Source organism: Pedobacter aquatilis, assembly GCF_032678405.1.
Taxonomy (GTDB): Bacteria; Bacteroidota; Bacteroidia; order Sphingobacteriales; family Sphingobacteriaceae; genus Pedobacter; species Pedobacter aquatilis_A.
The window spans coordinates 162,955-176,477 of record NZ_JAVTSJ010000005.1 but is presented as its reverse complement, the minus strand read 5'-3'; the positions used below and the strand labels follow the sequence as shown (position 1 = coordinate 176,477).

At 39.4% G+C, this 13,523-nt stretch carries 13 protein-coding genes and 1 tRNA gene; 13 read left to right on the top strand and 1 reads right to left on the bottom strand.

The window, feature by feature from the left end:
• Positions 1-72: 72 nt before the first annotated feature.
• The 4 genes from R2R71_RS14505 (at position 73) to R2R71_RS14490 (ending at position 2,275) form a co-directional block, all read left to right on the top strand.
• A complete protein-coding gene (locus tag R2R71_RS14505; protein WP_316831999.1) occupies positions 73-327 on the top strand; it encodes a hypothetical protein in 255 nt (84 codons plus the stop codon).
• Positions 328-408: 81 nt separating this feature from the next.
• On the top strand, positions 409-1,692 hold the full coding sequence (locus tag R2R71_RS14500) for a DUF2851 family protein (RefSeq protein ID WP_316831998.1): 1,284 nt from the start codon (positions 409-411) through the stop codon (positions 1,690-1,692).
• A 40-nt stretch (positions 1,693-1,732) separates the two neighbouring features.
• Positions 1,733-1,948: a hypothetical protein gene (locus tag R2R71_RS14495; protein ID WP_316831997.1), complete on the top strand. Its 216-nt coding sequence runs from the start codon at positions 1,733-1,735 to the stop codon at positions 1,946-1,948.
• Between the two features lie 108 nt (positions 1,949-2,056).
• A complete protein-coding gene (locus tag R2R71_RS14490) occupies positions 2,057-2,275 on the top strand; it encodes a PspC family transcriptional regulator (protein WP_316831996.1) in 219 nt (72 codons plus the stop codon).
• A 52-nt stretch (positions 2,276-2,327) separates the two neighbouring features.
• Here the strand turns inward: R2R71_RS14490 and R2R71_RS14485 are convergent, their stop codons facing one another.
• Positions 2,328-2,984, bottom strand: a complete 657-nt coding sequence (locus tag R2R71_RS14485; RefSeq protein ID WP_316831995.1) for an ankyrin repeat domain-containing protein — start codon at positions 2,982-2,984, stop codon at positions 2,328-2,330.
• Positions 2,985-3,482: 498 nt separating this feature from the next.
• Between R2R71_RS14485 and R2R71_RS14480 the strand changes: the two genes are divergently transcribed.
• From R2R71_RS14480 to R2R71_RS14440, 9 genes are all read left to right on the top strand, one after another.
• Positions 3,483-6,083, top strand: coding sequence for a DNA translocase FtsK (locus R2R71_RS14480; protein ID WP_316831994.1), 2,601 nt, complete (start codon positions 3,483-3,485; stop codon positions 6,081-6,083).
• A 59-nt stretch (positions 6,084-6,142) separates the two neighbouring features.
• Positions 6,143-6,793, top strand: coding sequence for an outer membrane lipoprotein carrier protein LolA (locus tag R2R71_RS14475; RefSeq protein ID WP_316831993.1), 651 nt, complete (start codon positions 6,143-6,145; stop codon positions 6,791-6,793).
• A 155-nt stretch (positions 6,794-6,948) separates the two neighbouring features.
• Positions 6,949-7,221 (top strand): hypothetical protein, encoded by a 273-nt coding sequence (locus R2R71_RS14470; RefSeq protein WP_316831992.1) that lies wholly within the window; start codon positions 6,949-6,951, stop codon positions 7,219-7,221.
• A 48-nt stretch (positions 7,222-7,269) separates the two neighbouring features.
• A complete protein-coding gene (locus R2R71_RS14465) occupies positions 7,270-8,034 on the top strand; it encodes an MBL fold metallo-hydrolase (RefSeq protein WP_316831991.1) in 765 nt (254 codons plus the stop codon).
• 47 nt (positions 8,035-8,081) lie between these two features.
• A tRNA-Leu gene (locus R2R71_RS14460) sits at positions 8,082-8,165 on the top strand.
• A 605-nt stretch (positions 8,166-8,770) separates the two neighbouring features.
• Positions 8,771-10,327, top strand: coding sequence for a PAS domain-containing protein (locus R2R71_RS14455; protein WP_316831990.1), 1,557 nt, complete (start codon positions 8,771-8,773; stop codon positions 10,325-10,327).
• On the top strand, positions 10,317-10,679 hold the full coding sequence (locus tag R2R71_RS14450; RefSeq protein ID WP_316831989.1) for a response regulator: 363 nt from the start codon (positions 10,317-10,319) through the stop codon (positions 10,677-10,679). Before R2R71_RS14455 ends, R2R71_RS14450 begins: the two co-directional genes overlap by 11 nt.
• Positions 10,680-10,914: 235 nt before the next feature.
• Positions 10,915-13,041 (top strand): ATP-binding protein, encoded by a 2,127-nt coding sequence (locus R2R71_RS14445; protein ID WP_316831988.1) that lies wholly within the window; start codon positions 10,915-10,917, stop codon positions 13,039-13,041.
• Positions 13,042-13,120: 79 nt separating this feature from the next.
• On the top strand, positions 13,121-13,252 hold the full coding sequence (locus R2R71_RS14440) for a hypothetical protein (protein WP_316831987.1): 132 nt from the start codon (positions 13,121-13,123) through the stop codon (positions 13,250-13,252).
• Positions 13,253-13,523: the final 271 nt, after the last annotated feature.

Genomic DNA, 13,523 nt, shown 5'->3' with positions numbered 1-13,523 from the left:
AATAATCGGATTTATATTAAAATAGCGTCTGAATTTTTAAAATGATTATATTTAAATAATTGAAATGCCTTTATGAATAAACCCGCTTCAAATATAGACTTCGAAACACTGCTATCGCATATTGAGAAATTGTCTGAAGCTGAGAAAAATAAACTTTTGTCAATTTTACTCGAAAATCAATTGCCTCTTGTAAATGAACAGGTTCCAGTTTATGCTAAAGCGTTAGAAAAACCTACTGAATTTGATAAGAAATGGGAAAATAGCTTAACCGCTGAACAGTTTAAAACAGCAATATTCAAACACATTGATAGCCTGCCTTGGAAGTAATTGTAAATTTCCATCCCTCCGTACTCGAAAGAAGCTAAAAATTTATTTACAACTTAAGGGAATATTTCATTATCTTCAATAATGAATTTTCCTGAAGACTTTCTTCATTACGTATGGCAATTCAGATTGTTTGATCATAACGGGCTAAAAACTGATCATGGGGAAAGTTTAAAGATCATTCATCCTGGTTTTCTGAATAAGAATGCCGGGCCCGATTTTAGTAATGCCAAGATAAATTTAGGGGAAACAGTCTGGGCTGGCAATATAGAAATCCATGTTAAATCTTCTGATTGGTTTAAGCACAATCATCAGAATGATTCTGGTTATGAGAATGTAATTCTGCATGTTGTGTTTGAACATGATATGGAAATAAAAAGAATGAATGGAACAGTTTTGCCTGTTTTGGAGCTCAAAACCCGTATCGCAGATGATTTAATTTCGAAATACGAGAGTATATTTTTAACACTGACCGATTTTCCCTGCACAGCGCAGATAGGAGAGGTAGACCCGCTCATAGTTGATTCATTTTTATCCAGAACATTGATAGAAAGATTTGCGCAAAAAACAGAAGCCGTTTTTGAAACTTTAAACACGCTGAACGGGAACTGGGATGAAACATTTTATCGCTTCATGGCCCGGAACTTTGGATTTAAGATAAATGCTTTACCTTTTGAGCTTTTTGCCAAGGCCATTTCCCAGCAAATTTACAGCAAGCATAAAGACAATAACTTGCAGATTGAAGCTTTGGTTTTTGGTGCGGCAGGTTTCTTAAGCGAAAGCTTTAAAGATGAATACCCTGCCAAACTGAAGGAGGAGTTTCTGTTTTTAAAACAGAAATATAAAATCAAACCCATAGAAGTATCATCGTGGAAGTTTATGCGGATGCGCCCTCAAAATTTTCCAACTCTCCGTTTAGCACAATTCGCTGCATTAATTGTAAAATCCAATCATATGTTTTCGAAAGTAATGGAAATAAAGGAGATATCCGGATTGAGGGGATTATTTGAAGATTTGCCTGTTAACGACTATTGGAGAAACCACTATCATTTTAAGAAAGAAGCCGATCATGTCAGTACAGCAATCGGAAAAACTTCTATCGATAATATCCTATTAAATACCATTGCATTGTTTCTTTTCGCATATGGTAAGCATACTGCTTCACAGTTTTACATCAACCGGGCGATAAAACTACTCGAAAGCCTGCCACCAGAAGAAAATGCGATAATTGATAAATTTACTGATGCAGGTGTGAAAGTTAAAAATGCCTTCTCAACACAAGGTATTTTGCAGTTGAAAAAACATTATTGCGATGCTAAAAAATGTTTATCTTGTGGTATTGGCATTAAAATATTAAAACAGGCTTAGTAATCATAAAACTTTCTGCGCACTAATCGGTTTAGCTATTATGGAATTTCCACACGAACTTAAAGAACTTTATCCCGATAAAATTATCGAGGTTAGGGGCAATGCCGATGCTTTAACGGTAATTTTGAGCGCTGAAGTTGATATAGATAAGTTTAAAAACGAGCTGAAGAAAAAATATGCCCATCTGGATGATAAGCAGATTCTGTTTATTAAACATGAAGATCGACAGGATTTCGAAAGACTTACACTAGAGTAATACGTTTTAGCGTTATTAAGGTAAAGTGAAAATATTTACTAAATTAGTGCAGGAAAACTGGTTATCCTTTTTGAACAGGATATGGTTAAGATTTAAAATGAGCAGAAAATGTTTCAACGGATTATAACTTATTTCGAGCAGCAGAGTTTTGGGGTTTCTACTTACCTGGCAAATAAGCTCCATATGAGTACTGCAAAAGTCCGGCTGTTTTTTATCTACTCATCCTTCCTTGCCGTAGGTTTTCCCATTTTGTTCTATTTTTTAGCAGCAGTAGTACTCGATATCAGAACTTACATGAAGAAAATGCGCTTGCGCATCTGGGAGTAATCTATTTTAGTTAATCGTTTTTGGTTTAAGTATCTAAAGTTGAAGAAATCGGCTAATCGTCGTCTCTCAAAATCTCGGCAATTTCATGAAAACCCTTTTCTGCGGCCAAATCAGCAGGTAGTTTTCCACCTTCCATACGTAAGCTTACTTCTGCACCATGCTCTAGCAATAAAATAATTAGTTCAATATTTCCCAATTGCGCTGCGGTATGTAAAGGCGCCAAGCCAGCTTTCTGACAAACATTTGGATATGCACCAGCATCCAAAAGCACTTTAGCAATATTGATATTATTAGCGGCTACCGCAGAATGTATCGGAAAAACATTAAAACCGTTTTTCGAGGCAAGGTTTACATCAGCACCTTTAAGTACGAGGAACTTTGCCAGTTCCTCATGGCCAAAATAACAGGCTAATCCCAATGGTGTAAAACCATCTTCTGAGAAATCGTTAACACAGTCTGGTTTCTGAAAGATGAGTAAAGTTGCCGCATCAAACTTGCCCACGGCACAAGCTTCAAACAAAGTCAGATCATCTGTAAATTCTGCAATTAAATTGGCGATATCCTGTTTTTTATAATAGCAGGCCAGCAATAATGGAGAAATATGGTGTGAAGTGTTGGTGTTTGCAAGTTGCGGATTTTGAACCAGGATTTCTTTTACACCCTGAAAATTCCCTGCTTCAATTTGTTCTTCGAGCTGTGCTATACTCATATAGTTGATTTTCGTTTCAAATAATCGATTTAAATTAACAAAAAATTAATAGTGTTAAGAAATTTTTACTGAAATATGTATGCTGAGGCCATTGGCTTCAACCAATGATGCTAATGAAGAATTAAGGCCAATTTAATTTTAATAAAAAAATCCCGTTTAACCTCTCCAGGAACAAACGGGATAAAACCTAAAACAAAATCCGCTTCATTTGACAAAACGTACAACTTGTGTGTTGTTAAAATAATAGACGATTTTTTGAGTTAAAGGTTTAATGTTGCCCAAATAATTATTTAATTTAAGGGAGCTTTAAAAGTGCAACGATGATAGTAATTTATACTGATTCCATGGCTTTATTTATGTTTCATGTGCACGGAATAGTACAATAAAACTTTTCGCAGCGGAAGCAACCTCGAATAGATTATATTTTTTATAACGCTTTCGTGAATGCTGCGCAGTTTTAGTTAAGTTTGTTCATTATTAAAAATATTAGGATAGAAAATGGCGGTAAGGGGAAACCAGTTTAAAACCAACACATTCAAAGATAAAGGCAACGAAAATGCTTCGGGCAGATCGTCTTCGGCAAGGCAGCCTAAGGAAAAAAGAGCATATTTACCAAGTTTCGACTTGCAGGATGGGCGTGCCGTAAAGATAGTAGGTCTGTTTTTTGTTATTCTTTCTCTTTACTTCTTAATTGCCTTTACCTCGTACTTATTTACCTGGCAAGACGACCAGAGTTATGTAATCGATGCCAACGGCGGTTGGGGCAATTTATTTAAAACTGCCGATGAACTTAAAGATTCGGGCGTTGCCATTCCGGTGGTACAAAACTGGCTGGGTAAATTTGGGGCACTCTTATCGCACCAGTTTATTTACGAATGGTTCGGAATTGCTTCTTTCCTGTTTGTACTGGCTTTCTTTATTATCGGCTACCGGTTGTTATTTAAGGTTAAAATCCTGTCTATTTCTAAAACCTTAGGGTATAGCTTTTTCTTTTTGTTGTTTATATCCTTAACACTGGGTTTTGCGCATAGCTTCTGGTCAGAGTCGCCACATTATGTTGAAGGCGAATTTGGTTACTGGAGTAACAAATTACTTGCTGCCCAAATCGGTGCGGCGGGTGTGGCAGGACTAATTGCTTTTGCCGGTTTAACCATTTTAATCATTGCCTACAATATTGATTTTAAGATCCCCGAGCGTAAAAAGAAAGAAGTTTACCTTGATAACGAAACCCCTGATTATGTTAATGAAGTAAGGGAGAAGTTTGCTCAAAACCGCGAAGTTGAAGAACCATCTGAGTCAATTGAATTTCCGGTTCGCGACAAGGCTCCTTTTAATAACGAACGCAAGCAACAAAATGTCGTTATTCAGCCAAGTCGTTACGAAGGGAAGGAAGAAGAAGATGAGGTGATTACACCAGTAGTTTTGTCGCCAATGGCCACCAATTTACCTTTAGTCACTTCAGCTGCGGCATCATCATTACCACTAACGGTTGAGCCTGCCATCGAAGAAGAAAAGGAACCTGCATTTACCATCGAAAAAACCGAAGAAGAGAAAAAATCTGATGATTTGGTTGAACAGTTTGGTAACTACGACGAAAAACTTGATTTATCAGGTTATAAGTACCCTACTATAGATTTACTGGAGAATTACGGTACCAATAAAATTTCGGTTAATGCCGAAGAACTCGAAGCCAATAAGAATAAAATTGTCGAAACCCTCAATCATTACAACATTGAAATTGATAAGATTAAAGCAACGATTGGCCCAACAGTTACCCTATACGAGATTATTCCGGCTCCGGGTGTAAGGATTTCGAAAATTAAAAATCTGGAAGATGACATTGCACTCTCACTGGCAGCTTTAGGTATCCGTATTATAGCACCGATGCCTGGTAAGGGAACCATTGGTATCGAGGTGCCTAACCAGCATCCGGAAATGGTGCCCATGCGGAGCATTTTAAATACGGAAAAATGGACACAGAATACCATGGATTTACCTATCGCATTGGGTAAAACCATTAGTAATGAAGTGTTTATTGCCGATTTAGCTAAAATGCCACACTTGTTGGTGGCTGGGGCTACAGGACAGGGTAAATCAGTTGGTATTAACTCCATTCTGGTTTCGCTGCTATTTAAAAAACACCCGGCGCAGTTAAAATTTGTACTTGTCGATCCAAAAAAGGTAGAGCTTACCCTGTTTAACAGAATTGAACGCCATTTCCTGGCTAAATTACCAGGAGAAGCCGATGCTATTATTACGGATACCAAAAAAGTGGTTAATACACTTAACTCTTTATGTATCGAAATGGATCAGCGTTATGATTTACTAAAAGATGCACAGGTAAGGAACTTAAAGGAATACAACGATAAATTCATCAAGCGCAAGCTTAATCCTAACAACGGGCACCGTTTCTTGCCTTTCATTGTATTGGTGGTGGATGAGTTTGCCGATTTAATGATGACTGCGGGTAAAGAAGTAGAAGCGCCGATTGCCCGTTTAGCACAACTTGCCCGTGCCATTGGTATTCACCTCGTATTGGCTACGCAGCGTCCATCAGTTAATATCATTACAGGTACAATTAAAGCCAACTTCCCGGCAAGGCTGGCCTTTAGGGTATTGTCGAAAATTGACTCACGTACAATTCTGGATAGCGGTGGTGCCGACCAGCTTATTGGCCGCGGAGATATGCTGTTATCTACAGGCAGCGACTTAATCAGGCTACAGTGTGCTTTCGTTGATACACCTGAAGTGGATAGAATTTCTGAATATATCGGTAACCAACGGGGTTATGCTGATGCTTATCAGTTGCCTGAATACATAGATGAAGCAGGAGAGGGGAGTAAGGCCGATTTCGATCCTAACGAACGTGATAAGTTTTTTGAAGAGGCTGCAAGGCTGATTGTATTGCACCAACAAGGTTCAACATCCCTTATTCAGCGTAAACTTAAACTCGGTTACAACCGTGCAGGCCGGATTATCGACCAACTGGAAGCCGCCGGTATTGTTGGCCCATTTGAAGGAAGCAAGGCCCGGGAAGTTTTATATCCTGATGAGTATTCTTTGGAACAATTCTTGAATAGCATGGATAACAAAGATTAGATTAAACTAATTGTTAAAAATCTACTCTAACGTTCAATAGAAAATATAAAAGATATAAGATGAAGAAATTAATTTCAGCATTAATGGTTGTGGTTGCTTTTACAACATCAACTTATGCTCAAACTGATGCAAAGGCTAAAGCAATTTTAGCAGAAGTAAGTAAAAAATACAAATCGTATAATATTGTGAAAACCGATTTTACTTTCACTTTAGATAATCCTAAAGCTAAGGTTAAAGAAACACAGCAAGGTACTTTATATGTTAAAGCCAATTCAAATAAGTATAAAGTGGCAATGACAAACCAGGAATTATTCAGCGATGGTAAAAGCCAGTGGACTTATCTGAAAAAAGATAAAGAAGTACAGGTAAGCAATGTGGATAACAGCGGCGATGCCATTAATCCTGCTAAAATCTTTACCGTTTACGAAAAAGGATTTAAATATATTTATACAGGTGAAGAAAAAGTAGGTGCTAAAACTTACCAGATGATTGACTTAACGCCTGTTGATGCGAAAAAATCAATCTTTAAAGTTCGCTTAAGTATTGATAAAACGGCAAAGCAAATTGCAAATGTGGTGTTATTTGATAAAAATGGTAATAAATACACGTACAACGTGAAAACTTTCTCGCCAAATGTAAATGTTCCTGAAACAACATTTGCTTTCGATGCGAAGAAATATCCTGGTGTTGAGGTTGTCGATTTAAGATAATTTTATCTTTCCGCATGGCGGATGATACATATAAAGGTTCAGTTGGAAACAATTGAACCTTTGTTATTTATTTTGTCCACTTAGCTGTTTAAGTTGGTGAAAAAAAACAAGCATGTGTTTATGAATGCTGCTTAGATTTCTCTAAGTTTGTTCCAATGTCGTTGCCACTAACAAACCATACTTTAGAGAAATTAGAATTATTGCTCCATGCAATGGGTTTTAAGGTTCGTTATGAGAAAGGGAACTTTAAAACAGGGTCATGCCTGCTCGAACATAATAAAATCATTGTTGTTAATAAATTCTCTAACCTCGAAGGTAAAATTGCTGCCCTGGTTACCTTGGTAAAGCAAACCAATCCCGACGAAAATCTGTTAGATGAAAAGCAACGCCAGTTTTTTCATTCACTACAGCAAACCGAATTATTTTAATGCAGCAGCAAACAGGCAATTATTTAGTCAGAAAGGAAAGAATTTAAGATGAAGGTTACTTTTTTAGGAACCGGTACATCACAAGGCGTTCCTGTTATTGCTTGTAACTGCGAGGTTTGTCAATCGACAGACAAACGCGATAATCGTTTAAGGACTTCTGTTTTAATTGAGCTTGGCGATAAAAACCTTGTGGTAGATAGTGGTCCGGATTTTCGTTACCAGCTTTTGCGTGAAAAAGTAAAAGACCTGGATGCCGTTTTATTTACACACGAGCATAAAGACCATATTGCCGGTCTTGATGATATCCGTCCCTTTAATTATCTGCTGCATAAAATTATTGATGTTTATGCAACAGAGCGGGTTCAAACCTCATTAAAACGCGAGTTTTACTACATTTTTGCAGAAACTAAATACCATGGCCTGCCGCAAATTAACCTGCATACCGTACACAATGGCGAAGACTTTAAAATAGGTAAGCATAGCATCATTCCATTTGAAGTGATGCACCATCTTTTACCTATTACGGGTTACCGGATTGGCGATTTTACTTATATCACTGATGCCAAAACCATTCCTGAAAGCAGTTTTGAGAAAATTAAAGGTAGCAAAATACTGGTGATTAATGCCTTACAGAAAGAGCCGCATATCTCACATTTTACCTTAGCAGAGGCAATTGAATTTGCAAACCAGGTAGGTGCAGAAACGACTTACTTAACACACATCAGCCATAATTTAGGTTTGCATGAACTTGTAGAGAAGGATTTACCTCCAAACATCAGGCTGGCGTATGATGGATTGAAAATCGAATTGTAAATAGCTGTTTCCAAAATCCAAAATTAAATTATATTTGCAGCATAAATACCCAGGTGGCGAAATTGGTAGACGCACCATCTTGAGGGGGTGGCGCTGGCAACGGCGTGGCAGTTCGAATCTGCTTCTGGGTACATTTTTTAATAGCTAACAATCTGATTGTTAGCTATTTGTGTTTTAAAAATGTTTCTTTTTTAAGCTTTTTTTGCCGTGATTTTAGAAAGTTTAATTTTGCAAATTTCTGATTTTCAAACACTTCAAAATACTAGTTTTTTACGGTTTTTCTATTGGTTTTTGCATCATTTTGAATGTCAATTTGTTAAGATTTGGAGTGTTTTTTATAAAAATAAAGTGAGTGCTGATACCTTGAGCAGATTAGCTTAGAACATTTTTTTCAGTTTTGTCTCCACTTTTTAAAATTTCGGCTATTAGAAACTGTAATAACATTGATGAAGGGGAAATAGTACTGACATTATTGTCAGATGGTCTGTTTTGTTATTCACTATTTAGTGATATTTCAAAGAAGTCCGGCGAAATCTCCAAACATCTAGCGCTGTATACATCACTCTAACTTCAGTGAACAGATATAGACGAAATAGTTGTATGCTGGCAAAAACAATTTGCTTAATTTAAATGTACTATATTTAGCTGCGAATGAATCGATCATTTAAGTAATTTGATTATTCGGCATAGTCAGTTAAACCGCTCCATATATATGGTTACACTTTACAATTAAACATTGAGCACATTTAAAGAAGGCAAGTTCGACCTATCGGGCGATTCGTTGACGAAGAATTTCGAACTCCTGACCAAGGCACTTGATGCCTCCATTTCAGGTATAATCATTACCGACCATACCCAACCTGATAATCCAATCGTTTACTGTAACGCTGCGTTTGAAAAAATGACCGGCTATAATCGAAAAGAAATTATCGGACACAACTGCCGCTTTCTGCAGTCTGCAGACCGCAACCAGAAAGAAAGGTATATGCTTTCAGATTGTGTTGAAAATGGGGAAGAATGTACCGTGGAAATCCGTAATTACAAAAAGAATGGAGAACTTTTCTGGAATGAATTATATATGTCTCCGGTCAAAGATGCCTCTGGCGCTGTAACTCATTTCATTGGCGTACAGAATGACGTCACCGCCAGGAAAAATGCCGAACATGACCTGCGACAGCAAAAGGCCATCATGGAAAAACGCATTGAAGAACGAACAGCTGATTTAAAAGATAGCGAAGCCTTTTTATCAAGTATCATACAGACCGTACGGGAAGGACTTCTGGTCCTGGATCCCCATTTCAAGGTGCTCAGCGTGAATTACCATTTCTTAAGAACATTTAAGGTAAGTGCAGAGGAAACTATTGGTAGGACCCTTTATGAATTGGGGAACAACCAATGGGATATTCCGCAACTTCGTGAGCTCTTGGTCAAAATCCTACCGACTAATAACCCGGTCGTTGATTTCGAGGTTGATTATGATTTTCCACACATCGGCAGAAAGCTGATGCTGCTCAATGCCTACCGGATTGAGCTCGAGGGGCAGTTTAAAGACCAGATTCTGTTGGCTATAGAGGATATTACCGACCGTAAGGAAATTGAGCGGCGTAAGGATGACTTTCTCTCCATTGCCAGCCATGAACTTAAAACCCCCTTGACTGCCATCAAAGGGTACATACAGGTTCTGGAAAAAACAGTCCCTAATAACGTTCCCGAAAAATATACTGCTACTTTAAATAAAGTGTCACAATATGTTGACCGCCTGAATAGCCTTATCGCCGAACTGCTTGACGTTTCGCGCATCCAGACAGGAAACATAGAGCTTCATAAGTCACCTTTTGATTTTGATCAGATGGTACTCGAATCGGTTGAAGCCATTCGGGCCACGGTTCCTGGACATAAAATTTCTCTTATCGGAAAAACTGGTTCACAGGTTACAGGAGATGAATCCCACTTGATCCAGGTGATCAACAATCTGCTTTCCAATGCCATTAAGTATGCTCCAGATGCCCGTGAGATTGAAGTAAATGTGGCCAGCCTTAGCGATTATGTAAAGGTTTCGGTCAAGGATTTTGGTCTTGGAATGAATGAAGAAGACAAGAAAAAGGTCTTTGAACGCTTTTACCGTGGCAATGATATCCAAAAGAAATTTCCGGGCATGGGGATAGGCCTGTACATCTGTGACCAGATCATTAAGAATCATCAGGGGAGCTTGTGGGTGGAAAGTGAAAAAGGAAAAGGGTCTGTCTTTAGTTTTACGCTACCTAAAAAAGGAAAGGAAGCAGATGCCGAATAAGAAGATACTCATCTGTGATGATGACGAAGGTATCCTAGATGTACTAGAGCTCATGCTCGCTGACATTTCTCATGAAATCATTTGTGAACTCAATAGTTTGAACGTACCCATGCTCATTGAAAGAGAGCAGCCGGACCTGGTGATTCTCGATCTCTGGATGCCCGTGGTATCGGGCGATCAGCTACTCAGGGCTATTCGTGCCAATCCGGTAACGAAGCATCTGCCGGTAATGATTATCTCCGCCAGCCGGGATGGGCAGGAAATCGCAGTTGCTGCAGGGGCATCTGCTTACATGGCCAAACCTTTTGACATGGATAATCTACTAGATACTGTCGAGAGCTTCCTAGATTGATTCCTTGCAAACTATGGACTGTTTCGGAGCATTGAGCGGAACTCTTCCATCGCGATGGATAAAACGAACAGCTATTCGAGTTCGGGTAAGATTATAAACTTTGTGTCCGAATACGGATAACAAATTCCCGTTATATGCTGATTTTCGTTTAAAAATACTCATCTAGGTTTTTAAGCTTTTTTAAATTAAACCAATTTAATTATTTTTGTTTATGCCCTGTTAAGTTGAGCGTGCAATGATTAAATTTATCAGTACAATGAGTGGCCAGGCGCTCCTGGATATCCTGCTGCGTTCCCATGATGCCACTGCGATCTATACTGGCGAAGAGCTTACCATACAGCTTGTCAATGATGCCATGCTCAACATCTGGGGGAAAAATTCATCCGTTCATGGGATGCGTTTTGAGGATGCCATACCCGAGATGAAAGGACAACCCTTTACCAAGTTGCTTAAAAATGTCTGGAAAACGGGTGAAACTTTCCAGGCCACAGATACACAGGCTACACTTGAAATAAATGGGGAGATGAAAACTTCATATTTTGATTTCACCTACCGTGCCATCCGTGATGAACATGGCAAGATGTACTGCATCCTGCATACGGCCACCGATGTGAGCGGACGTGTAGCTGCCTGGAAACTGGCCCACGAAAAACAGGCAGAGGCTGAACAGCTTAATCAGGATCTCAATAGGGGGAATATAATACTTGGCGAGCTGAATAATGAACTGGCAGCCCTGAACGAAGAATACCAGGCCACCAACGAAGAGCTGCAATCAGCAAACGAACAGCTTGCTGCCATGAATGAAGAATACCTTGCAACCAATGAACAATTACAGCAGGCCAATGAACGCCTGGAGTCCATTTCCCTGGAACTGGAAAAGGCAAACAGTCAGCTTCACGGTATCAATCTGAACCTGAACAAGGAGAACACCTCTTTGAGCGGCGCAGTAGCCAGGGCGCTTAGCTTCTTTCATGATACCCCTTTTGCTGTTGCCTTGTTGAAGGGTAGTACATTGAGAATAGAAAGTGCGAATCCTGCTATGCTCGAGCTTTGGGGGAAATCCGCTTCGGTTATAGGACATCCCTTGCTTGAAGTCTTCCCTGAACTCACCGGTCAGCGGCTGCCCGAAATCCTCGCCCAGGTCTATTCCAGCGGACAAACCTACAATGGCTGGGAAGAACAAATTGAGCTCATACGTGCAGGAAAACGAGATGAATACCATTTTAACTTTATCTATAAACCCATTCTGGGCCCAAACAGGCTTACTGAAAGCATCATTGTTGTAGCATCAGAAGTGAGCGAACAGGTACATTCAAGAAAACTGGTTGAAGAGCAGAACCAAAGACTGTCACTTGCCCTTAATGCGGCCCAGCTGGGTTCTTATGAACTTGATCTGGAAAGTGGCAAGATGCTGTGCAGCGACCAATGCAAAACAAATTTCGGCATTCCGTTAACAAAGGATTTCGATTTTCCGGACCTGATGCAGGCCATTATGCCTCATCACCGGGAAATGGTGCAAAAGAGTGTCGAAAAATCTATCGAGTCAAACACCCTTTACGACATTGAATACCAGATCGCCTGGCCCGAAGGCAGTATCCACTGGATTCAGGTCAATGGCCGCCCAAGGTATGATCAGAAAGGGAAAGCGGTTAAAATGATTGGCGTTACCCAGGATATTACTTTGAGAAAACAGTATGAGCTTAGGAAGGATGATTTCCTTTCGGTAGCCAGCCATGAGATGAAGACCCCGATTACTGTATTGAAGGGTAACCTCCAGCTCTTGGGTAAAATCCGCGATAAAATCGACCACCCAATGGCCTCGAAACTTATCCTGTCGGCATTAACCAGCATGGATCGGCTCAATAACATGGTTGATGAATTGCTTGATTTAGGCAGGCATACTGACGGCAACATCAATCTGCACAAAACCCCCTTCGACATCTCCCTGTTAATGGCTGCGTGTAGCCAGCATGTCCAGGAAAATCAAGACTTTGATATTAGTATACTAGCCGAATCAATGATGATCGAAGCCGATCAGATTCGCATTGGGCAGGTGATTACCAATTTTGTCAATAATGCCGTTAAGTATGCTCCTGAAAGTAAACGGATCAGTCTGAAGCTTGAAAACTTAGGACAGCAAATACGCATAAGCGTAAGTGATCAGGGGCAGGGCATACCAGCACACCAGGTTTCTCATCTTTTTGAACGTTACTATCAGGGCGGAAGCCAAAAAGGCAAAGGTCTCGGTTTGGGGCTTTATATTTCCTCAGAGATTATCCGTTCCCATCAAGGTGAAATTGGTGCAGACAGCAAAGAAGGGGAAGGTAGTACTTTCTGGTTTACACTTCCCATTAAGGATTAGTATTTGTATTAACAGCGCAGGCCATGACAGATTAATGCTCCTTATTAGTGAATTTATCACCAGAACATACTTTATTTATTTGATAGCCACGAAGGCTTTTACCGTAAGTGCTTCAGCTGATGAGAAAACAAAGGTTTCCATATCTTTCGTTCAGATCGACAGCAACCACGATGCTTGGAGAGGAGTAAGCGATTACTTTTATGATGGTTGAGCAGCTGATTTTATTGATGCACTGCCACATAATAAAAAGACGCTGGGTATGAAATGGCGGACTTCAAATTTGAACTTCATACCATCAACGGTTCCTCATGAAACGATAAATCGCAACCAGTCGATTTAAATTTCCTTACTGCTTTATCACGTTTTAGTTAGGACTTAAGCTTTTTAGGCTATACAAGATTATTGATTTTGAATATCCTCAAAACGGGGATACAACCATTGAAACCACATAGCCGCTCTTGTAGAGGTAATTACAGTTTTTC

What these genes read in the sequence shown, in the direction of transcription:
- R2R71_RS14505 (WP_316831999.1), top strand. Translation starts at nt 73, where the DNA reads ATGAATAAACCCGCTTCAAATATAGACTTCGAAACACTGCTATCGCAT.
- R2R71_RS14500 (WP_316831998.1), top strand. Translation starts at nt 409, where the DNA reads ATGAATTTTCCTGAAGACTTTCTTCATTACGTATGGCAATTCAGATTG.
- R2R71_RS14475 (WP_316831993.1), top strand. Translation starts at nt 6,143, where the DNA reads ATGAAGAAATTAATTTCAGCATTAATGGTTGTGGTTGCTTTTACAACA.
- R2R71_RS14485 (WP_316831995.1), bottom strand. Translation starts at nt 2,984, where the DNA reads ATGAGTATAGCACAGCTCGAAGAACAAATTGAAGCAGGGAATTTTCAG.
- R2R71_RS14465 (WP_316831991.1), top strand. Translation starts at nt 7,270, where the DNA reads ATGAAGGTTACTTTTTTAGGAACCGGTACATCACAAGGCGTTCCTGTT.
- R2R71_RS14445 (WP_316831988.1), top strand. Translation starts at nt 10,915, where the DNA reads ATGATTAAATTTATCAGTACAATGAGTGGCCAGGCGCTCCTGGATATC.
- R2R71_RS14450 (WP_316831989.1), top strand. Translation starts at nt 10,317, where the DNA reads ATGCCGAATAAGAAGATACTCATCTGTGATGATGACGAAGGTATCCTA.
- R2R71_RS14470 (WP_316831992.1), top strand. Translation starts at nt 6,949, where the DNA reads ATGTCGTTGCCACTAACAAACCATACTTTAGAGAAATTAGAATTATTG.
- R2R71_RS14490 (WP_316831996.1), top strand. Translation starts at nt 2,057, where the DNA reads ATGTTTCAACGGATTATAACTTATTTCGAGCAGCAGAGTTTTGGGGTT.
- R2R71_RS14495 (WP_316831997.1), top strand. Translation starts at nt 1,733, where the DNA reads ATGGAATTTCCACACGAACTTAAAGAACTTTATCCCGATAAAATTATC.
- R2R71_RS14480 (WP_316831994.1), top strand. Translation starts at nt 3,483, where the DNA reads ATGGCGGTAAGGGGAAACCAGTTTAAAACCAACACATTCAAAGATAAA.